The organism is Pseudomonas guariconensis, assembly GCF_024127895.1.
Taxonomy (GTDB): domain Bacteria; phylum Pseudomonadota; class Gammaproteobacteria; order Pseudomonadales; family Pseudomonadaceae; genus Aquipseudomonas; species Aquipseudomonas guariconensis_B.
Map to the genome: position 1 here is coordinate 25,940 of NZ_JAMYBK010000026.1, position 22,017 is coordinate 47,956.

At 66.2% G+C, this 22,017-nt stretch carries 14 protein-coding genes; 9 read left to right on the forward strand and 5 right to left on the reverse strand.

Annotated features, from left to right (window positions below; genetic code table 11):
- Nucleotides 1-135 precede the first annotated feature (135 nt).
- Nucleotides 136-1,053, forward strand: a complete 918-nt coding sequence (metR, locus tag NJF35_RS20885; RefSeq protein WP_225788108.1) for a transcriptional regulator MetR — start codon at nucleotides 136-138, stop codon at nucleotides 1,051-1,053.
- Here the strand turns inward: metR and NJF35_RS20890 are convergent.
- Nucleotides 1,037-1,450 carry an NUDIX hydrolase gene (locus NJF35_RS20890; protein WP_225788107.1) on the reverse strand — a complete coding sequence of 138 codons (414 nt, stop codon included), beginning with the start codon at nucleotides 1,448-1,450 and terminating at the stop codon, nucleotides 1,037-1,039. The genes metR and NJF35_RS20890 overlap by 17 nt on opposite strands.
- A gap of 182 nt (nucleotides 1,451-1,632) precedes the next feature.
- On the opposite strand from NJF35_RS20890, the gene NJF35_RS20895 reads away from it, so the two are divergent.
- Nucleotides 1,633-5,925, forward strand: a complete 4,293-nt coding sequence (locus NJF35_RS20895; RefSeq protein ID WP_225788106.1) for a DNA glycosylase AlkZ-like family protein — start codon at nucleotides 1,633-1,635, stop codon at nucleotides 5,923-5,925.
- A gap of 99 nt (nucleotides 5,926-6,024) precedes the next feature.
- Here the strand turns inward: NJF35_RS20895 and NJF35_RS20900 are convergent, their stop codons facing one another.
- Nucleotides 6,025-6,285, reverse strand: a complete 261-nt coding sequence (locus NJF35_RS20900) for a type B 50S ribosomal protein L31 (protein WP_225788105.1) — start codon at nucleotides 6,283-6,285, stop codon at nucleotides 6,025-6,027.
- Nucleotides 6,286-6,463: 178 nt separating this feature from the next.
- Here NJF35_RS20900 and NJF35_RS20905 point away from each other — a divergent pair, with 178 nt between their 5' ends.
- Nucleotides 6,464-8,083 (forward strand): FMN-binding glutamate synthase family protein, encoded by a 1,620-nt coding sequence (locus NJF35_RS20905; RefSeq protein WP_253091431.1) that lies wholly within the window; start codon nucleotides 6,464-6,466, stop codon nucleotides 8,081-8,083.
- A 48-nt stretch (nucleotides 8,084-8,131) separates the two neighbouring features.
- On the opposite strand, the gene NJF35_RS20910 is transcribed toward NJF35_RS20905, so the two are convergent.
- Nucleotides 8,132-9,553, reverse strand: coding sequence for an amino acid permease (locus NJF35_RS20910; RefSeq protein WP_225788103.1), 1,422 nt, complete (start codon nucleotides 9,551-9,553; stop codon nucleotides 8,132-8,134).
- A gap of 427 nt (nucleotides 9,554-9,980) precedes the next feature.
- Here NJF35_RS20910 and NJF35_RS20915 point away from each other — a divergent pair, with 427 nt between their 5' ends.
- The 3 genes from NJF35_RS20915 to NJF35_RS20925 all read left to right on the forward strand — a co-directional run bounded on the left by NJF35_RS20915 (nucleotide 9,981) and on the right by NJF35_RS20925 (nucleotide 14,521).
- Nucleotides 9,981-13,103: a biosynthetic peptidoglycan transglycosylase gene (locus NJF35_RS20915; protein WP_253091432.1), complete on the forward strand. Its 3,123-nt coding sequence runs from the start codon at nucleotides 9,981-9,983 to the stop codon at nucleotides 13,101-13,103.
- A gap of 126 nt (nucleotides 13,104-13,229) precedes the next feature.
- Complete coding sequence (locus NJF35_RS20920) at nucleotides 13,230-13,763, forward strand: PadR family transcriptional regulator (RefSeq protein WP_225788101.1); 534 nt, start codon at nucleotides 13,230-13,232, stop codon at nucleotides 13,761-13,763.
- Nucleotides 13,760-14,521, forward strand: coding sequence for a siderophore-interacting protein (locus tag NJF35_RS20925; protein WP_253091433.1), 762 nt, complete (start codon nucleotides 13,760-13,762; stop codon nucleotides 14,519-14,521). Before NJF35_RS20920 ends, NJF35_RS20925 begins: the two co-directional genes overlap by 4 nt.
- Before the next feature lie 139 nt (nucleotides 14,522-14,660).
- Here the strand turns inward: NJF35_RS20925 and NJF35_RS20930 are convergent, their stop codons facing one another.
- Both NJF35_RS20930 and NJF35_RS20935 read right to left on the reverse strand, forming a co-directional pair.
- Nucleotides 14,661-15,311 carry a Pr6Pr family membrane protein gene (locus NJF35_RS20930; protein ID WP_253091434.1) on the reverse strand — a complete coding sequence of 217 codons (651 nt, stop codon included), beginning with the start codon at nucleotides 15,309-15,311 and terminating at the stop codon, nucleotides 14,661-14,663.
- On the reverse strand, nucleotides 15,312-15,533 hold the full coding sequence (locus NJF35_RS20935) for a VF530 family DNA-binding protein (protein WP_225788098.1): 222 nt from the start codon (nucleotides 15,531-15,533) through the stop codon (nucleotides 15,312-15,314). It lies immediately after the preceding gene.
- A gap of 320 nt (nucleotides 15,534-15,853) precedes the next feature.
- Between NJF35_RS20935 and NJF35_RS20940 the strand changes: the two genes are divergently transcribed.
- The 3 genes from NJF35_RS20940 to NJF35_RS20950 all read left to right on the forward strand — a co-directional run bounded on the left by NJF35_RS20940 (nucleotide 15,854) and on the right by NJF35_RS20950 (nucleotide 22,013).
- Nucleotides 15,854-17,908: a TonB-dependent receptor gene (locus NJF35_RS20940; RefSeq protein ID WP_253091435.1), complete on the forward strand. Its 2,055-nt coding sequence runs from the start codon at nucleotides 15,854-15,856 to the stop codon at nucleotides 17,906-17,908.
- Nucleotides 17,909-18,224: 316 nt separating this feature from the next.
- Nucleotides 18,225-19,571: a carbohydrate porin gene (locus NJF35_RS20945; protein ID WP_253091436.1), complete on the forward strand. Its 1,347-nt coding sequence runs from the start codon at nucleotides 18,225-18,227 to the stop codon at nucleotides 19,569-19,571.
- Between the two features lie 30 nt (nucleotides 19,572-19,601).
- Nucleotides 19,602-22,013: a glucose/quinate/shikimate family membrane-bound PQQ-dependent dehydrogenase gene (locus tag NJF35_RS20950; protein ID WP_253091437.1), complete on the forward strand. Its 2,412-nt coding sequence runs from the start codon at nucleotides 19,602-19,604 to the stop codon at nucleotides 22,011-22,013.
- The last annotated feature ends 4 nt before the right edge of the window (nucleotides 22,014-22,017 follow it).

Sequence of the window (22,017 nt, forward strand, 5' to 3'; positions counted from 1 at the left end):
GCGCTGCCACAGTTGCGTGACAGTTTGATGAATGGCGCCGAGCGGTCAGCGGGCGTTGCCAGTCGACAGCACCTGCAACATGAGGGAAACTCAACACCCTGTATTTTTTACCAAGTGTTTCCCCGGAGTGCTGCAGTGCTGGAAATCCGCCACCTGAAAACCCTTCATGCCCTGCGCGAGGCCGACAGCCTGGTGGAGGCCGCCGAACGCCTGCACCTGACCCAGTCGGCACTGTCGCACCAGTTCAAGGAACTGGAAGAACGCCTGGGGTTGCCGCTGTTCGTGCGCAAGACCAAGCCGATCCGCTTCACCAGCGCCGGCCTGCGCCTGCTGCAACTGGCCGATGCCACCCTGCCGCTGCTGCGCAGCGCCGAACGCGACATCGCCCGCTTGGCCGGTGGCACCGCCGGGCGCCTGCACATGGCTATCGAGTGCCACAGCTGCTTCCAGTGGCTGATGCCGACCATCGACCAGTTCCGCGACGCCTGGCCAGAGGTGGAACTGGACCTGGCCTCGGGCTTCGCCTTCGCACCGTTGCCGGCCCTGGCCCGGGGCGACCTCGACCTGGTGGTGACCTCCGACCCGCTGGACCTGGCCGGCATCACCTATGTACCGCTGTTCACCTACGAGGCCATGCTCGCCGTGGCCAACCAGCACCCCTTGGCCAGCAAGCCCTATATCGTGCCCCAGGACCTGGCCGACCAGACCCTGATCACCTATCCGGTGGAGCGCGACCGCCTGGATATCTTCACCCGCTTCCTGGAGCCGGCCGACATCGAGCCGGCCGCGGTGCGTACCTCGGAGCTGACGGTGATGATGATGCAACTGGTGGCCAGCGGCCGTGGCGTGTGCGGCATGCCCCACTGGGCGCTGCACGAATACAGCTCACGGGGCTACGTGAAGGGCAAGCGCCTGGGCGAGAAGGGCCTGTTCGCCACGCTCTACGCGGCAGTACGTACCGACATGCTCGATGCGCCGTACATGCGCGACTTCCTGCTGACGGCCAAGGATACGTCCTTCGCCACCCTCGACGGGGTCAGCGCGGTGCGTTGAGGGCCTTGCGGTAGAGCGGCAGGATCAGGTCACGGGTCAGCGGCGCCAGGGGCTGGGCCGGCACTTCGTCGGCGGCCAGCCACACCGCCTCCTCGATCTCCGCCGCCGGGGCCACAGCCTCGGCACTGTCGACCCGGAACAGCTCGGCCTGCACCTCGAAACCCGGCTCGTTGGCCGCCGGGGCGCTGAAGCTGCCCAGGTAGACGGCCTGCTGCGGGTCGATCCGCAACCCCAGTTCTTCATGCAGCTCGCGCACCAGGGCCGCTGCGGGCGACTCCTCGGCATCGATCTTGCCACCCGGCTGCATGAAGGCCTGTGTGCCACGCTTGCGCACCAGCAAGGTACGCCCCTGGGGGTCGATCAGCAGGGCGGCGGCGATGCGAATGATCTTGCTCATGGGCTGGGCTCTTGGGCGGGCTGAAGGCGCGGAAGGATCACATGGGGTGGCCTGGCTGACAAGCCTCGTGCCATCCGCTTCGCGGGCAAGGCCCAGTCAAGCGACATCGGGGCTGCGTTGCAGCCCTGTCAGCGGACGAACGGCCCCTTGCCAACCTGTCCCAGGCCCGCCATAAACGACACATGAACCTCCCCGCCCAGCACCACCCGGTGCTCGAACTGTTCCACCCCGCCGTCGGCGCCTGGTTCGGCCAGCAGTTCGCCACCGTGACCGACGCCCAGGCCCGCGCCTGGCCGCTGATCCATGCCGGCCAATCGATGCTGCTCGCCGCGCCGACCGGCTCGGGCAAGACCCTGAGCGCCTTCCTCGCCGTCCTCGACGAACTGTTCCGCCAGGGCCTGGCGCACGCCGGCCCCCTGCCCGCCCAAACCCAGGTGGTGTACGTTTCGCCGCTCAAGGCGCTGTCCAACGATATCCGCCTGAACCTGCAGGCTCCCCTCGAAGGCATCAGCCAGGCCCTGCAAGCCCAGGGCCTCGAAGCGCCGCGCATCACCACCGCGCTGCGCACCGGCGACACCCCGCAGAAGGAGCGTGCCGCCATGCGCAAGCTGGCGCCGCACATCCTGGTGACCACCCCCGAGTCGCTCTATGTACTGCTCGGCTCGGCGTCCGGGCGCGAAGGCCTGGCCAACGTGCACACGGTGATCGTCGACGAGATCCATGCTCTGGCCGGCAACAAGCGCGGCTGCCACCTGGCGTTGACCCTGGAACGCCTGCAGGCGCTGTGCGCCAGGCCCTTGCGGCGTATCGGGCTGTCTGCCACGCAACGACCGGTGGAGCGCGTCGCACACTTCCTGGTGGGGCACGAGCGCCCCTGCGCCATCGTCGACATCGGCCACGCCCGCCGCCGCGACCTGGCCATCGAAGTCCCGCCCGTACCCTTGGGCGCGGTCATGGCCACGGATGTCTGGGACCTGGTCTACGACCGCATCGCCGCCCTGGCCCGCGAGCACCGCACCACGCTGGTGTTCGTCAACACCCGGCGCCTGGCCGAACGCCTGACCCGTCACCTGGGCGAGCGCCTGGGCACGCAGGCGGTGGCGGCGCACCACGGCAGCCTGGCCAAGGAATATCGCCTGGCCGCCGAACAACGCCTCAAGGGTGGTGAGCTGCAGGTCCTGGTGGCCACCGCCTCGCTGGAACTGGGTATCGACATCGGTGACGTCGAACTGGTGTGCCAGATCGCCTCGCCCGGCTCGATCGCGGCCTTCCTGCAACGCGTCGGCCGCTCCGGGCACCAGATCGACGGCGTGCCCAAGGGACGGCTGTTTCCGACCTCGCGGGACGACCTCATCGAATGCGTGGCCCTGCTCGACTGCGTGCGCCGTGGTGAACTGGACGAGCTGCATGTCCCCCGGGCCCCGCTGGACGTGCTCGCCCAGCAGATCGTCGCCGAGGTGAGCAACCAGCCCTGGCCGGAGCAGGCGCTGTACCACTGCCTGCGCCAGGCCACGCCCTACGCGCAGTTGGACGAAGCACACTACCAGGCCGTGCTGCGCATGCTCGCCGAAGGCTTCAATGGCCGCCAGGGCGTGCGCAGCGCCTACCTGCACCGCGATGCCGTCAGCGGTTCCCTGCGCGGGCGCCGGGGTAGCCAACTGACCGCGTTGACCTGCGGCGGCACCATCCCCGAGACCGCCGACTATGCCGTGCTGCTCGAGCCGCAGGCGCTGAACATCGGCAGCGTCAACGAAGACTTCGCGGTCGAGAGCATCGCCGGTGACATCTTTCAGCTGGGCAATGCCTCCTACCGCATCCTGCGGGTCGAACCCGGGCGGGTACGGGTCGAGGACGCCCATGGCCTGCCGCCGACCATCCCGTTCTGGCTGGGCGAAGCTCCCGGGCGCAGTGACGAGCTGTCCGCCGCGCTCGCCCGCCTGCAGGCACGGCTCGATGAACAGTTGCAGCGCAGCGCCGGCGACATCGCCACGGTGCTGGCATGGCTGCAGGAAAACTACGCACTGGCCCCGGACAGCGCCAGCCAGTTGCTCGACTACCTGGGCCGTACCCGCCAGGTCCTCGGTGCCCTGCCCTCCCAGCAGACCCTGGTGATGGAGCGCTTCTTCGATGAGTCCGGCGGCACCCAGCTGGTCATCCACTCGCCCTATGGCAGCCGTATCAATCGTGCCTGGGGGCTGGCCCTGCGCAAGCGTTTTTGCCGGACCTTCAATTTCGAACTGCAGGCCGCGGCCAGCGAGGACGCCATCGTGCTGTCGCTGTCCACCAGCCACAGCTTCGAGCTGGACGAGGTCTGGCGCTACCTGGCGAGCCGCAGCGCCGAGCCGATCCTGGTCCAGGCCCTGCTCGACGCCCCGCTGTTCGGGGTGCGCTGGCGCTGGAACGCAGCCGTGGCCCTGGCCTTGCCGCGCTATGTCGGCGGACGCAAAGTGGCGCCGCAGATCCAACGAATGAAAAGCGAGGACCTGGTCGCCGCGGTGTTCCCCGACCAGATCGCTTGCCTCGAGAACATCGTCGGCGAGCGGCAGATCCCCGACCATCCGTTGGTGGCGCAGACCCTCGACGACTGCCTGCACGACGCCATGGATTGCGAAGGCTGGCTGGCCCTGCTGCGGCGCATGGAAAACGGCGAGGTGCGCCTGCTCAGCCGCGACCTGCCCGCCCCTTCGCCACTGGCCTCGGCCATCCTCAATGCACGGCCGTATACCTTCCTCGACGACGCCCCGCTGGAGGAGCGCCGCACCCAGGCCGTGCTCAACCGACGCTGGAACGAGACAAGCAGCAGCGACGACCTGGGCGCGCTGGATCCCGAGGCCATCGCCGCCGTAAGGGACGAAGCCTGGCCGCAACCGGCCAGCACCGATGAGATGCACGAAGCGCTGATGAGCCTGGGTGCGATCAGCCGGGCGGAAGCACAGGCCAATGCTGGCTGGGAGAGCTTGCTCGATCAATTGGCGAAGGCCGGTCGCGCCTGCCTGCTGCAGGATGCAGGGCAGGCCCTGTGGCTGGCCCGCGAACGCCTCGACCTGCTGACGGCCCTGTATCCCCTGGGCCGTCTCGAACCACCCCTGGGGCTGCTGCCCGGCTTCGACCAACCGATCGACGCCGATACCGCGCTGACCGAACTGCTGCGTGCCCGGCTCAGCGCTTTCGGCCCGTTGACGGTGACGCAGATCGCCGCGCCCCTGGGCCAGCCGAGCCCGGACATCGAGCAGGCGCTGGCTCGCCTGGAGGGCGAAGGCTATGTGCTGCGTGGTCACTTCAGCCCCGGCCAGCAAGTGCAGCAATGGTGCGAAAGGCACCTGCTGGCGCGCATCCACCGCTACACGATCAAACGCCTGCGCCGGGAGATCGAACCGGTCAGCCTGCAGGACTTCATGCGCTTTCTGTTCGACTGGCAGCACCTGGCCACCGGGACGCGGCTGCGCGGCCCGCAGGCGGTGGCCGAGGCGCTCGGCCAGTTGCAGGGTTTCCCCAGCGCCGCGGGGGCCTGGGAGGCGGAGCTGCTGCCGGCGCGGATCGAGGACTACAGCCGGCACTGGCTGGACGATGCCTGCCGCAGCGGTCAATGGGCCTGGAGCCGGCTGGCCGCCACGGTGTCCACCAGTACGCTGTCCAGCACGCCCCTGGTGCTGCTGCCCCGCGAACACCTCGGGCTGTGGCGCAGCCTGGCCAACACCCCCGACCCCGAGCAATTGGCGCCGCGTGCGCAACGGGTGCACCAGGCTCTTCGGGAGCAGGGTGCGCTGTTCTTCGACGAACTGGCCCACGAGGCCCATCTGCTGCCCAGCGAACTGGAAACGGCGCTGCAGGAGCTGGTGGGTTCGGGGTTGGTCGGGGCCGACAGTTTCAGCGGCCTGCGCAGCCTGATCCTGCCGGCGGCGAAGCGCACGTCGCGCAACAGCCGCCGTGGCCATCCGCCGCTGTCCAGCAGCATGGCCCATGCCGGACGCTGGGCGCTGCTCCGGCGTGGGGGCGGCACTGCGGACACCGAGCAGCGCCTGGAACACATCGCCCGTACCTTGCTGCGGCGCTACGGGGTGATCTGTTGGCGCCTGCTGGAACGGGAAAGCGATGTGCTGCCGCCCTGGCGCGACCTGCTGCGCTGCTATCATCGACTGGAGGCGCGAGGGGAGATTCGCGGTGGGCGCTTCATCGCCGGGCTGGCCGGCGAGCAGTTCGCCCTGCCGGAGGCGGTCGGGCTGTTGCGCCAGGTCAGGCGCCGGGGCATGGACGGCGCCTTGGTGATGGTCAGTGCGTGCGACCCGTTGAACCTGCTAGGAACCTTGCTGCCGGGGGCGAAGGTGCCGGCGGTGGGCGGCAATCGCCTGCTGTACCGGGACGGAGTGGCAGTGGCGACGCGGGTTGCCGGGCAGTATCGGTTTCTCGTCGAGGCGCCGGGGGCGGAGCAGGAGGTTTGGCGGCAGAAATTGCTGCGGGACGTGTATTCGGGCTGATGCGGCTTGGCGAGGTGGATGGCCACAGTCATTTGGGGCCGCTTCGCGCCCCAAATGGCAACCAGGTCCCTTAACTGCGAATGAAGCAGCGCAACCGTATCACCTGACCTTGCCGGCAAACCCGGCGAAGCGCTTGTTGAACCCAGCCACCCGCCCTTCGACGGTAGCCTTGCGCTGTTGGCCGGTGTAGACCGGATGCGAGGCGCTGGACACATCCAGGGCCACATAGGGATAGGTCTGGCCATCACTGTGCACCTGGGTACGGTCAGTCTCCACGGTGGAGCCGATCAGGAAATACACATCGGCAGCGGTGTCATGGAACAGCACAGGACGGTAGGCGGGATGAATATCGGGTTTCATGGTGAATCACCTCAGGTTTGAATCGATACTTTATAACATAATTTATCGAGAATGATTTTCGATACCCGATTTTTCATTTTTCTCCTCCCCTGCACGCTGGCAAAGCGCCGCCCAACCGGGCTATGGTCGGGGTTTGCCCAGGCCCTGAGCCTGACCGAGCCATTCGCAAGGACCCCGTATGAGCCTGTCACTTCTCAGTCGCTATGCCTTCTTCGCTGCCTGCGTGTTATTCACCCTGGCCAGCCTGCCGTTGCTCCACCATGAGTGGCTGTGGCCATTCACCCTGGCCACCGCCGTGCTCAGCCTGATCGGCCTGTTCGACCTGCTGCAGCAACGCCACGCGGTACGGCGCAACTACCCGATCCTCGGCAATATCCGCTACCTGGTCGAAGGCATCCGCCCGGAAATCCGCCAGTACCTGCTGGAAGCCGACAGCGACGCCCTGCCCTTCTCCCGGGCACAGCGCTCGCTGGTCTACGCACGGGCCAAGAACGAAGCCTCGGACAAACCGTTCGGTACCCTCATCGATGTCTATGAGTCTGGCTTCGAGTTCATCGGCCACTCCATGCGCCCGGCGCCACTGGCCGACCCGGCGAGCTTTCGCGTGGAGGTCGGCGGCCCGCAGTGCAGCCAGCCCTACTCCGCGTCGATCTTCAACATCTCGGCCATGAGCTTCGGCTCGCTCAGCGCCAATGCCATCCGTGCCTTGAACCAGGGGGCCAAGCTTGGCAATTTCGCCCATGACACCGGCGAAGGCAGCATCAGCCCGTACCACCGCGAGCACGGCGGCGACCTGGTCTGGGAGCTGGGCAGCGGCTACTTCGGCTGCCGCACGCCAGACGGGCGCTTCGACCCCGAGCGCTTCGCCGAACAGGCGCGCAGCCCGCAGGTACGGATGATCGAGATCAAGATGAGCCAAGGCGCCAAGCCGGGCCATGGCGGCATCCTGCCCAAGCACAAGGTGACCAAGGAAATCGCCGAGACCCGCGGCATCCTCATGGGCGAGGACTGCATCTCGCCGTCACGCCACACCGCGTTCTCCACGCCGATCGAGATGATGCAGTTCATCGCCCGCCTGCGCGAGTTGTCCGGCGGCAAGCCAGTGGGCTTCAAGTTCTGCCTGGGCCACCCCTGGGAGTTCATGGGCATCGCCAAGGCCATGCTGGAAACCGGCATCCTGCCGGACTTCATCGTCGTCGACGGCAAGGAGGGTGGCACCGGTGCGGCCCCTGTGGAGTTCACCGACCATATCGGCGTGCCGCTGCGCGAGGGCCTGCTATTCGTGCACAACACCCTGGTCGGCCTGAACCTGCGCGACAAGATCAAGCTCGGTGCCAGCGGCAAGATCGTCAGCGCCTTCGACATCGCCAGCGTGCTGGCCATCGGCGCCGACTGGGCCAACTCGGCACGCGGCTTCATGTTCGCCATCGGCTGCATCCAGTCGCAGAGCTGCCACACCAACAAGTGCCCGACCGGCGTGGCGACCCAGGATGCCTTGCGCCAGCGTGCGCTGGTGGTCCCGGACAAGGCCCAGCGGGTGCTCAACTTCCACCACAACACCCTGCGCGCCCTGGCCGAGATGCTCGCCGCGGCGGGCCTTGAGCATCCGTCGCAGCTGGAGGCCAAGCACCTGGTGCGACGCATCAGCGCCACCGAGATCAAGCTGTTCTCGCAGATGCACGTGTTCCTCAAGCCCGGTGAATTGCTCACCGGCGAGGTCAATGGCCAGTTCTACTCACGCATGTGGCAACTGGCCCGGGCCGACAGCTTCGAGCCGCACAGCGAGGTGGCGGCCTGAAGTATTCATCGTGGCCTGGGGCTGCTTTGCAGCCCCAGGCCCACTGGGTCAGGAGGCGGTGCTCGCCACTCCTTGCGCTTGGCCCTTGGGCGCCAGGCGGAACACGTGGTACAGCACCGTCAACAGCACCAGGAACGCCGGGCCGATGTACAGCGCCACGCGGGTGTCCTCGAAGTACGCCATCAGCCCCACCACCAGCACCAGGAAGGCCAGCGCCAGGTAGGAACTCAGTGGCCACAGCCACATGCGGTACTTCAGGCCCTGGCGCTCGGCAGTGGAAAGCCCGACACGGAACTTGAGCTGGGCCAGCAGGATCATCACCCAGGTCCAGATCGCACCGAAGGTGGCGATCGAGGTCACCCAGACGAACACCTTCTCCGGGACCAGGTAGTTGGCCAGCACGCCCAGCAACAGCGCACCGATCGACAGCAGCAGGGCATTGCGCGGTACGCCGTTGTTCGAGGTGCGGGCGAAGATGGACGGTGCCTGGCCATTCTGCGCCAGGCTATAGAGCATGCGCCCAGTGCTGAAGATACCGCCGTTGCAGGACGACAGCGCGGCGGTGATCACCACGAAGTTGATGATGCCGGCAGCGGTCTTGATCCCCAGGCGCTCGAAGGTCATCACGAACGGGCTGCCCTGGCTGCCGATCTCGTTCCACGGGTAGATCGACAGGATCACGAACAGCGCGCCGACATAGAACAGCAGGATGCGCCAGAACACCGAGCCGATGGCCTGGGGAATGGTCTTCTGTGGGTTGCGCGCTTCACCGGCGGTCAGGCCGATCATTTCCACGCCCAGGTAAGCGAACATCACCATCTGCAGCGACATCAGCACGCCGGTCACGCCGTTGGGCATGAAGCCGCCATTGCTCCACAGGTTGGAAATGCCTACGGCCACGCCGTCGTTGCCGAAACCGAAGGCGATGATGCCGATGCCACCCAGGACCATGGCGATGATGGTGACGATCTTGATCAGAGCGAACCAGAACTCGAACTCGCCGAACGCCTTGACCGCGATCAGGTTGATCGCCCCCATGCTGCCCAGGGCCGCCAGGGCCCAGATCCAGCGAGGTACGTCAGGGAACCAGATGCCCATGTAGATGGCCACGGCGGTGATTTCCGCGACGCAGGTGACCAGCCACAGGAACCAGTAGTTCCAGCCGGTGAGGAAGCCCGCCAGCGGGCCGAGGTAATCCTGGGCGTAGCGGCTGAAGGAACCGGCGACCGGGTTGTGCACGGCCATCTCGCCGAGGGCACGCATGATCACCAGGATCGCCAGGCCGCCAATGATGTAGGAAAGCATGATCGCGGGGCCGGCCATTTCGATGGCCTTGGCCGAACCGAGGAACAGGCCGACACCGATACAGGCGCCCAGCGCCATCAGACGGATGTGCCGTTCGCCCAGTTCTCGCTTGAGTGGGCCGCCCTGGGCGGTCTCACCATGGGCAGGGTGGTTGCCGACTGGCATAGCAATACAACCTCATTTTGTTATTGGATATGACCTTCGTGCAGAGCCGACCCTGCCGATGGGCCGGGTGTCGTCTTGCCGGGCGAGCCTTGTGGGCCAGCCCGTCCACCGCTGCGCAAGGCAGCCGGCAGGGCGAAGGGGTCGAGCAGTATAGGAATCCGCCGGTAGGGCTTTTCACTATATAAACAAGGAAATTTGGCGAGAATTCTCGGTCAAAAAGCCTTTCGCGGAGGGCATTCAAGCCCTTCCAGCCCCTCTCCACGGATCGGGGCGGCTACCATAGCAACATTGCCGAAGAATGGAAGCAGCACCAAAGCCGCATATTCCCACCTCGGTTTTCGACGCTTCTTACAAATTTTTCACCAAATCCGGCCAACGTCTAAGCTTCAGACAAGCAAGACGAAAATACCCGGCCGGATTGAAGACTATGGGCGCACTGTGGCAATCGGAACCAACCAGAATGGAAGCACCCGAAACACATCTGGCTGAAGCCCCATTGCCAAAGACCCCACGCCAACGCCGCCTGTGGTGGAGGCTGATCGTCCTGGTCCTGCTGCTGGCGATCATCGCCATCGGCTTCGCCGTCTATGACGAAGTGCAGACTTCGAAGCTGCAGTCGCGGGAGTTCAGCCGCCTGGCCAGCACCCTCACCTACTCCCTGGAGCCGGGCCCCAGCGATGCCATCATCTACCCAGGCGACGGCCCGTTCGACAAACGCCTGGGCTACAGTTCGCTGGGCGAGTTCCTGCCACGCCTGCTCAAGCGTGACTATCTGATCAGCGAACAGGTGCGTTTTTCGCCGGCGCTGATGAACTATGTCGAGCACGGCCTGTTCGCGCCCTACGTGGAGAAGATCCAGACCGGCCTGTCGATCACCGACTGCCGCGGCGACACCCTCTATCAATACAAATACCCACAACACCTGTACCCGGACTTCGCCTCGATCCCGCCGGTGATCGTCAACAGCCTGCTGTTCATCGAGAACCGCGAACTGCTCGACCCGAACGATCCACGCAACAACCCAGCCGTGGACTGGCCGCGCTTCGCCAAGGCGGCGTACAGCCAGGTGGCCAAGTACCTGGCCTTGCCCGGCCAGTCCGCTGGCGGCAGCACCCTGGCCACCCAGCTGGAGAAATACCGCCACTCGCCCGACGGGCTGACCGTTTCCGGCGCCGAGAAGATCCGCCAGATGATTTCCGCCAGCGTACGCGCCTACCAGGGCGGGCCGGATACCACGGTGGCGCGCCAACGCATCGTGCGCGACTACCTCAACAGCGTGCCGCTGTCGGCCGTGCCCGGCCATGGCGAAGTGCATGGCATGGCCGAAGGGTTGCGGGTCTGGTATGGCGCCGACTTCGCCCAGGTCAACCGGGCCCTGGCCTCCACCGCCACGGATGCCCAGAGCATGGCCGAGCGCGGCCTGGCCCTGCGTCAGGTGCTGTCGCTGATGATTGCCCAGCGCCGGCCATCCCACTACCTGACCAAGGGCCGGGTAGACCTGGCGCGGCTCACCGATGCGCACATCCGCGTGTTGAGCGCCAATGGCGTGATCGACCAGGCGCTGGCCGATGCGGCACTGGCCAGCAAGGCGGTGTACCGTGACTGGGTGGCCCAGCCGACCATCGTGCCGATCATCACCAACAAGGGCATCAGCCTGGCCCGCAACCGCCTGGCGGCCATGCTCAATCGCCCGCTGTACGACCTCGATCGCCTGGACCTGTCAGCCACCAGTACCCTGCAGGCCGACCTGCAGATGCAGGTCAGCCAGTACCTGAGGAACCTCTCCGACCCCGAGTTCGCCGCCCAGATTGGGCTGATCGGCGAGCGCCTGCTCACGCCCAAGACCACCGATCAGGTGCGCTACAGCTTCACTCTGTTCGAGCGTACGGCCGACGGCTCGCGGGTACGGGTGCAGACCGACAGCACCGACCAGCCGTTCGACATCAACGAAGGCAGCAAGCTGGAGCTCGGTTCGACGGCCAAGCTGCGGGTCCTGACCACCTACCTGGAAATCATCGCCGAACTGCACGACAAGTACGCCGGCAAGCCGGTGGCCGAGCTGAAGCAGGTCGAGGTGGCAGCCCTTGACCGCATCACCCGCTGGTCGCTGGACTGGCTGATGCAGAACAGCAAGGACCAGAACCTCGACGCCATGCTCGATGCCGCCCTGGAGCGCAAGTATTCGGCCAACACCGGCGAAGCCTTCTTCACCGGCGGCGGCATGCATGTGTTCAACAACTTCCGCAAGGAAGACAACAGCCGCAACCCGACCCTCAAGGTGGCCCTGCGCGAGTCGATCAACCTGCCGTTCATCCGCCTGATGCGCGACCTGGTCCGCTACGTCACCTACCAGCAGCCCTACAACCGCGAGCCGCTGCTCAAGGACGATGCCGACCCGCGCCGCCAGGAGTACCTGGCCCGCTTCGCCGATCGCGAAGGCACCAGCTACCTGATGCGCTTCTGGCGCAAGTACCAGCGCAAGACCTCCCAGCAGCGCCTGGACACCTTCCTCGACAGCATGCGCGTCACCCCGCAGCGCCTGGCCGCGGTGCACCGCTACCTGTTTCCCGAGGCCGGCCAGGAAACCTTCAACGCCTTCGTCCGCGCCCATAGCCAGAAGGACAAGCAAGCCCTGGCCAAGCTCACCGACGGGCGCCTGTCGCAGATGTACGATGCCTATGGCCCCGGCAAGTACGACCTGCCCGACCAGGGCTACATCGCCAAGGTCCACCCGCTGGACCTATGGCTGCTCGGCTACCTGCTGAAGAACCCCGGCGCCTCGCTCACCGAGACCATCAACGCCAGCCGCTTCGAGCGCCAGGAGGTCTACAGCTGGTTGTTCAAGAGCCGCCACCAGGGGGCCCGCGACAGCCGCATCCGCACCATGGTCGAGATCGAGGCCTTCCTGGATATCCACCAGCGCTGGAAGCGCGTGGGCTATCCGTTCGACCACCTGGTGCCGTCCCTGGCCACGGCCATCGGCAGCTCCGGCGACCGCCCCGCGGCGTTGTCCGAGCTGGTCGGCATCATCCAGAACGATGGCGTGCGCCTGCCTACCCTGCGCATCGACACCCTGCACTTCGCCGCCGATACACCCTACGAGACCAAGCTGATCAGCGACCCGGACCGTGGCCAGCGGATCCTCCCGGTGGAAGTCGCCCGGGCCCTGAAGGGCGCCCTGTCGCAGGTGGTCGATGCCGGTACCGCGCGGCGCATCTCCGGCAGCTTCAAGCTGCACGACGGCACCTCGCTGGTGATGGGCGGCAAGACCGGCACCGGCGACAACCGCATCGAAAGCTTCGGCGCCGGCGGCCGGCTGATCGCTTCGCGCTCGCTCAACCGTACTGCCACCTTCGTGTTCTTCCTCGGCGACAACCACTTCGGCACCCTCACCGCCTTCGTCCCAGGGCGCGCGGCCGAAGCGTTCAAGTTCACCTCGGCCCTGCCGGTGCAGGTGCTCAAGGGCATGGCGCCGATCCTCATGCCGTACCTGGAACCGGGCGGCGCCACCCAATGCAAGGCGCCGGAGGTCGCGCACGCGGCCCCTTGAATGGGCATTACCCGAGCCCTGGGAAATGCATCGAATATCCAGATGATAATCATCATCATTCAAGGCTTGTCTAAAGATATATCTTGAGTAATATCTAGCGATATATCGTCAAAGACGGAGCCTTGCATGCGTGACCATGACCCATTCGAACGCCGCCCTGGTCGCGGCGAGCGCGGCCCTCGAGTGTTCGCCCCGGGCGATCTCAAGCTCCTGCTGCTGTCGATGCTCGCCGAACAACCCGGCCACGGCTACGACCTGATCCGCCAGATCGAAAGCCTCTTCGATGGTAGCTACAGCCCCAGCCCAGGGGTGATCTACCCGACCCTCAATTTCCTCGAGGAGGCCGAACTCATCAGCGGCCAGGTGCAGGGCAGCAAACGTCTCTACGCCATCACCGACAGCGGCCGCGACGCCCTGCTCGCCCAGGCTGTGGCGCTGGACGGCGTGCGCATGCGTATTGAGGTGAGCAAGCGCGCCTTGCGTGGCCATGACCGCCCCCCACAAATCCACGAAGCCGTCGGCAACCTGCGCCACGCGCTGCACATGCACAGCGGACGCTGGTCGCCCGAAGAGATCGAGCGGGTGCGCACGCTGCTCAACGACACTGCCAAGGCCATCGCCTCCGGGCCGGCCGATTCCGTTCAGGAGAACACCCCATGAGCGACACCATCCACCGCGTCAACCACACGATCAAGCAACGCCGCCTGCAGGTACTGCGGGTCACCGAGCTGACCCCGCGCATGCGCCGCATCACCCTCGGCGGCCCTGAGCTCGCCGGCTTCACCAGCCTCGGCAGCGACGACCACATCAAGCTGTTGTTCGCCCTCACGCCCGAGCAGCAACAAGCCATCGATGCCCGCGACCTGGGCCGCGACGGCGGCGCTCGCCCGACCATGCGCGAATACACGCCACGGCGTATCGACCTGCAGGCCAACGAGCTGGACATCGACTTCGTCCTGCATGGCGACGGCCCCGCCTCCACCTGGGCGGCCCAGGCCACGCCAGGCCAGACCCTGGACATCGCCGGCCCGCGCGCCTCGATGGTGGTGCCGGACATCTTCGATAGCTACCTGCTGGTCGGCGACGAGACCGCCATTCCCGCCATCGCCCGGCGCCTGGAGGAACTGCCGACCGGCCGCCAGGTACTGGCGGTGATCCAGGTCGAGGATGAACAGGAACGCCAGCCACTACCGAGCAAGGCCCAGGTGGAAGTGATCTGGGTGCGTCGCCACGAGGAAGACCTGCTCGACCGGGTGCGACACCTGGCACTGCCAGCGGGCCGGCTGTACGGCTGGATCGCCCTGGAAAGAACCCTGACCCGCCAGGCCAAGGCGTTGCTGCTGGAGAAAGGTGTGTCCGAGGATGCCTTGAAGGCTGCGGCCTACTGGCGTGTGGACGGTAGCGCTGACGACGAATGAGGTTTGCAGCCCCGATGCCGTTTGGGGCCGCTTCGCGCCCCATCGCCGGCAAGCCCTCCCCTAGAGGGCCCCTGCAAAGCGCATCATTTGTGGTCGACTCGGCCCCTGTGGAAGTTGCCCACGAATGGGGCCCAGCGATTCACCGCGACTGCGCCATCCCCGGCAACCGCCTGCCCCGCCAACGATCCACCCCCAGCAGCACCAGGCCGATGCCCCAGAACCCCACCAGTACCCCCAGGGCATTGAGCATCACCTGCCCGTACCCCAGACTGGCCACATCGATGAACGGATAGGCATACACCCCGATCTCGTGCCCACGCCACAGGGTAAAGGCGAAGTACAGCGCCGGGTACAGGCTCCAGGCCGGCAAGTGCCAGAGCCGCAGACTGCCCTTGGGTACCTCGAGCCACCAGTACAGGACGAACACCAACGGCATCACGTCGTGCAGCAGTGCATCCGCCAGCCATTGCCACCCCTGCGGCTGCCAGAGGTGCCGCAGCAACAGGTTGTAGGCCACGGCGACCAGGACGATGCTCGTGGCAATCCCCGAACTCACCATGGGTGAAAGAAAGATCCCCCTCGCCCGCGACGCCCTGCCAAAGGCCCGGTAGCTCAGCACCGTGGCCACCAGGGTATTGGTCAATACCGTGAAATAGCCGAACACATTGATCAGGCCGCCGACCAGGCTGGCCTGCTCCTGCCAACGCGCCAGCAGCACCAGCCAGACCTGTATCGCCAGGCCGCTCCAGCCAAGCAGCGCGGCCAGGACCAGCCAGGGATGACGCGGCATTCAGCCGGCCCGCTGCAGCTTCACGTAGAGCTGCTCGACCCGCTCTCGGGCCCAGGGTGTCTTGCGCAGGAAGGTCAGGCTCGACTTGATGCTCGGGTTGCTCTTGAAACAGCGGATGTCGATGCGCTCGGCCAGGCCCTGCCACTGGTAGTGGGCCACCAGCTCGGTGAGGATCTGCTCCAGCGTCTTGCCGTGCAGCGCGTTGTGTTGGGCCGTGCTCATGCCAGTGCTCCAGCGGTGAAAAGATGCGCACCTTACACGAGTCTAGCGGCCGGTGGGGCTGGCGGAGCGGTTCCAGGCAGATGGGGCCGGCAGCTGCCGGTTGCCATTTTGCGGTCCATCGCCGGCAAGCCGGCGCCCACAGGGTTCGAGTCGATCCCCCCATGATGATGCGGTCCGCCCAAGACCCTGGGCGCGGCTTGCCCGCGAAGGGGCCGGCATCGACGACACAAAACCCCTGGCCAGAGGCCATACCCTTGTGCTGAAATAGTGATGTTATATTGTAACAGAACAACTATTCTGCCAAGGAACGTCACAGCCCCATGCTTCACATGCCCTTGCGTCTCTCCCCACTCGCCGTCGCGCTCTGGCTGGCCTCGACGCCCAGCCAGGCGGTGGAACTGGAACCCCAGGTGATCACCGCCAACCCGCTGGGCAGCCGCCAACTGGCCACGCCGAGCACCGTCCTCGAAGGCGACGACCTGCTGCAACAGCAGCAGGGCAGCCTCGGCGAAACCCTCAACAAACAACCCGGTGTCGCCTCCACCTGGTTCGGGCCCGGCGCCAGCCGCCCGGTGATCCGTGGCCTGGACGGCGACCGTATCCGCATCCTGCGCAACGGCGTGGGCGCCCTGGACGCCTCGTCCCTGTCCTATGACCATGCCGTGCCCCTGGACCCGGTCAATGTCGAGCGCATCGAAATCGTCCGGGGCCCGGCCGCCCTGCTCTACGGCGGCAATGCCATCGGTGGCGTGGTCAATACCTTCGACAACCGCATTCCCGACTCGCCCATCGACGGCATCCACGGTGCCGGCGAACTGCGCTATGGCGGCGCCGACACCACCCGCAGCAGCGCCGGCAAGCTGGAAGCCGGCAACGGCGCCTTCGCCCTGCACCTGGATGCCAACAGCCGCCAGTTCAACGACCTGCGCATCCCAGGCTACGCCCGCAGCTCCAAGGTCCGCGATGCCGACGAACCGGGCAGCCGCCACCGCCTGGAGAACAGCGACGGACGCCAGGACGGCGGTGCGCTCGGGGGGGCCTACCACTGGGACCACGGCTATGCCGGCCTGTCCTACAGCCGCTACGACAGCAACTATGGCTCGGTGGCCGAGCCCGGCGTACGCCTGGACATGCAGCAGGACCACTACGGCTTCGCCTCGGAGCTGCGCGACCTGCAAGGCCCGTTCAGCTCGGTCAAGGTCGATGCCGGCTACACCGACTACGAACACCGCGAGATCGAAAGCGGCGAAGTGCATACCACCTTCAAGAACAAGGGCTACGAAGCCCGCATCGAAGCGCGCCACCAGCCACTCGGCCCGGTCGAGGGCGTGATCGGCGCCCAGGTCAGCCGCAACGAGTTCTCCGCCCTGGGTGAGGAAGCCTTCGTCCCGCACACCGACACCGACAGCCTGGCGCTGTTCATGCTCGAACAGTGGCAGGCCAGCGAACGCCTGAACCTGAGCCTGGGTGCGCGCCTGGAACACACCCGGGTCGACCCGGACGCCAAGGGCAACGAGCACTTCATCGGCGCCGACGACGCCAGCAGTTTCACCGCCGCCAGCCTGTCGTCCGGCGCGGTGTACCAGTTCGACCCGGTCTGGTCGCTGGCCGCCAGCCTCGCCTACACCGAACGCGCACCGACCTTCTATGAGCTGTACGCCAACGGCGCACACGTGGCCACCGGCGCCTACGAAGTGGGCGACCCAGGCCTGAATAAGGAAAAGGCCATCTCCGGCGACCTGGCACTGCGCTTCGACAATGGCACCCACAAGGGCAGCGTCGGAGTGTTCTACAGCCACTTTCGCAACTACATCGGCCTGATCGGCAGCGGCAACCTGCGCGAAGGTCACGATCACGATCACGATCATGACGACGATCACGACCATGACCACGAACATGAGCACGGCGACATTCCCGAGTACCTGTACCAGGGCGTGCGCGCTCGCTTCTACGGCATCGAGGCCCAGGACCGCTGGCAACTGGCCGAGAACCGCTATGGCAGCTTCGCCCTGGAGCTGTCTGGCGATTACACCCGGGCCAAGAACCTCGACAGCGGCGAGCCGCTGCCGCGCATCGCGCCGTTGCGCCTGAACAGTGCCCTGCTCTGGGAGCGCGATCGCTGGCAGGCGCGCGTCGACGTCCAGCATGCCGCCTCCCAGCACCGCAAGCCGTCGAACGAGACCAGCACCGATGGCTACACCACCCTCGGTGCCAGCCTCGGTTATCGCTTCGACATCGGCCAGAGCCAGTGGCTGGCGTTCGTGCGGGGCGAGAACCTGACCGACCAGACCGTGCGCTACGCCAGCTCGATCCTGCGGGATATCGCCCCGGCGCCGGGGCGTAGCGTCCAGGTGGGGTTGCGTACGTCCTTCTGATCGCAAGGGGGCGCTGTGCGCCCCATTCGCCGGCAAGCCGGCTCTCAGGTCCGGCGCCGACCTCAAGAACGGCGCGGTCCCTGTGTGCGCAGCTTGCCGGCGATAGGCTGCGAAGCAGCCCCGACGCGCCCGACTGTTACCCCAGCGACAACAATCCCCTGCGACATTTTGTCTTTTTTTCTTACAACTTCCCCTATATCCTCCTCGCCACACGCTGAAACGCTTCACCCACGAACCTTGCACGCAATCTCATCGACGGGCCCGTCTCTTCGATGCGTTCGCCGTTTTTTCAATAATCAAAAGATAGCGCTATCTCATGCTCCAACTGCCTCGATCCCGATACCCGGGCCTTGCCCTTGCCACCCTGCTCGGCAGCCTGTCACCCCTCGTCGGCGCCAGTGAAATGTTCGCCAGCGACTCGCCATGGATGCTCGGCGACTGGGACGGCACCCGCAGCGAACTGCTGGAAAAAGGCTACGACTTCACCCTTGGCTATACCGGCGAGATGGGCAGCAACCTGCAGGGTGGCTACGACCATGACCGCACCGCGCGCTACAGCGACCAGTTCACCTTCGCCAGCCACCTGGACCTGGGGAAGATCCTCGGCTGGCACGACGCCGAGTTCCAACTGACGATCACCGAGCGCCATGGCCAGAACATCAGCAATGACCGGATCAACGACCCACGGGTCGGTGGCTTCACCTCGGCCCAGGAAGTCTGGGGCCGTGGCCAGACCTGGCGGCTGACCCAACTGTGGATCAAGCAGAAGTACCTCGACGGCGCCCTGGACGTGAAATTCGGCCGCTTCGGCGAGGGCGAGGACTTCAACAGCTTCCCCTGCGACTTCCAGAACCTGGCGTTCTGCGGCTCCCAGGTGGGCAACTGGGTCGGCGACATCTGGTACAACTGGCCGGTCAGCCAGTGGGCCCTGCGCGTGCGCTACAACCTGCGCGACGACCTCTATGCCCAGGTCGGCCTCTTCGAACAGAATCCCTCCAACCTCGAGTCCGGCAACGGCTTCAAGCTCAGCGGCAGCGGCACGCAAGGCGCCGTGATGCCGGTCGAACTGGTCTGGAGCCCACGGGTCAATGGCCTGAAAGGGGAATATCGCGCCGGCTACTACTACAGTAATGCCAAGGCACAAGATGTTTACCGGGACGACAACGGCCAGGCCGCGGCCCTCAGTGGCCAAACCTACCGCAGCAGGTCCAGCAAGCACGGCTTCTGGCTCGGCGGCCAGCAGCAGTTGACGTCCCTGGCCTCTGACCAGTCGCGTGGCCTGAGCCTGTTCGCCAATGCCACGTTGCACGACAAGAAGACCAATGCCATCGACAACTATGTTCAGGCAGGTGTGGTGTACAAAGGGCCCTTCGATGCCCGCGCCAAGGACGACATCGGTTTCGCCCTCGCTCGCGTGCACGTCAATCCCGCCTACCGCAAGAACGCGCGCCTCATCAACCAGGCCGCGGGCCTCGACGACTACGACAACCCAGGCTACCTGCCCGTCCAGGACACCGAGTACAGCGCCGAGCTCTACTACGGCATCCACCTGGCCGACTGGCTCACCGTACGCCCCAACCTGCAGTACATCCGCCATCCGGGCGGTGTGTCGCAGGTCGACGCCGCCCTGATCGGCGGCCTGAAGATCCAGAGCAGTTTCTAAACCCACCCTTCGACCTACGGAGAACATACGATGAGCACTGACGGTGCCAAGAATGGAACCCGCTGGCTACCGCGCCTTCTGGGCGTGCTGCTGTTGCTGATGGGCCTGGCCCTGCTGGCCGGCGGCATCAAGCTGAGCCAGTTGGGAGGTTCCCTGTACTACCTGATCGCCGGTATCGGCTTCGCCCTGTCCGGCATCCTGCTGCTGGCCATGCGCCGCATCGCCCTGGGCCTGTATGGCCTGGTGCTGCTGGGCAGCACGCTCTGGGCCCTGTGGGAAGTGGGCCTGGACTGGTGGCAACTGGTGCCGCGCCTGGCCATCTGGTTCGCCATCGGCGTGCTCCTGCTGCTGCCCTGGGCGCGTCGCTCGCTGGTGGGCCCTTCCTCCAAGGTCAACACCGCCGTGCTGAGCCTTGCGGTCGTCGCCTCCGGTGCTACCGCCGTGGCCAGCCAGTTCACCCACCCGGGCGAGATCCATGGCGAACTGGGCCGTGACAGCAGCGAAATGGCCAGCGCCGCCCCGGCGATGCCCGACGGCGAATGGCAGGCCTACGGCCGTACCGAGCATGGCGATCGCTACTCGCCGCTGCGCCAGATCACCCCACAGAACGTCTACCGCCTGGAGGAAGCCTGGCGCATCCGCACCGGCGACCTGCCGACCGAAAACGACCCGGTGGAGCTGACCAACCAGAACACCCCGCTGAAGGTCAACGGCATGCTCTATGCCTGCACCGCCCACAGCAGGCTGCTGGCCCTGGACCCGGACACCGGTGCCGAGATCTGGCGCTACGACCCGCAGATCAAAAGCCCAGTGGGCACCTTCAAGGGCTTCGCCCACATGACCTGCCGTGGCGTCTCCTACTATGACGAGAACCGCTACGTCAGCCGCGACGGCAGCCCGGCGCCGAAGATCTCCGACGCGGGCCTGGCAGTCGCCCAGGCCTGCCCGCGCCGGCTCTACCTGCCTACCGCCGACGCCCGCCTGATCGCCATCAACGCCGACACCGGCAAGGTCTGCGAAGGCTTCGCCAACCAGGGCGTGATCGACCTGACCACCGGCATCGGCCCGTTCACCGCCGGCGGCTACTACTCCACCTCGCCCGCGGCGATCACCCGTGACCTGGTGATCATCGGCGGCCACGTCACCGACAACGAGTCGACCAACGAGCCGTCCGGGGTGATCCGCGCCTACGACGTGCACGACGGCCGCCTGGTGTGGAACTGGGACAGCAACAACCCGGACGACACCAAGCCCCTGGCCGCCGGCCAGATGTACAGCCGCAACTCGGCCAACATGTGGTCGATCGCCAGCGTCGACGAAGACCTTGGCATGATCTACCTGCCCCTGGGCAACCAGACCCCGGACCAGTGGGGCGCCGACCGCACCCCAGGCGCCGAGAAGTACAGCGCCGGCATCGTCGCCCTGGACCTGGCCAGCGGTAAGGTGCGCTGGAACTACCAGTTCACCCACCACGACCTGTGGGACATGGACGTGGGCAGCCAGCCGACCCTGGTCCACCTGAAGACCGACGACGGCATCAAGCCAGCGGTCATCGTGCCGACCAAGCAGGGCAGCCTGTACGTGCTCGATCGCCGCGACGGCACGCCGATCGTGCCGATCCGCGAGATCCCGGTGCCGCAAGGTGCCGTCAAGGGCGACCGTACCGCGCCGACCCAGGCCCGCTCCGACCTCAACCTGCTCGGCCCTGAGCTGACCGAACAGGCCATGTGGGGCGCCACGCCGTTCGACCAGATGCTCTGCCGCATCCAGTTCCGCGAGCTGCGCTACGAAGGCCAGTACACCCCGCCCTCCGAGCAGGGCACCCTGGTCTACCCGGGCAACGTCGGCGTGTTCAACTGGGGCAGCGTATCGGTCGATCCGGTGCGCCAACTGCTGTTCACCACCCCGAACTACATGGCCTTCGTGTCGAAGATGGTACCTCGCGAGAAAGTCGCCGCCGGCAGCAAGCGCGAGAGCGAGACCAGCGGCGTGCAACCGAACACCGGCGCACCCTACGCGGTGATCATGCACCCGTTCATGTCGCCGCTGGGCGTACCTTGCCAGGCACCGGCCTGGGGCTACGTGGCAGCCATCGACCTGTTCACCAACAAGGTGGTGTGGAAGCGCAAGAACGGCACCACCCGCGACAGCACCCCGGTGCCGATCGGCCTGCCGGTAGGTGTGCCGAGCATGGGCGGCTCGATCGTCACCGCCGGCGGCGTGGGCTTCCTCAGCGGCACCCTGGACCAGTACCTGCGTGCCTATGACGTGAACAACGGCAAGGAGCTGTGGAAAGCCCGCCTGCCGGCAGGCGGCCAGGCCACGCCGATGACCTACACCGGCAAGGATGGCAAGCAGTACGTGCTGGTCACCGCCGGAGGCCACGGCTCGCTGGGCACGAAGATGGGCGACTACATCATCGCCTACAAGCTCGCCGAGTAAGCTG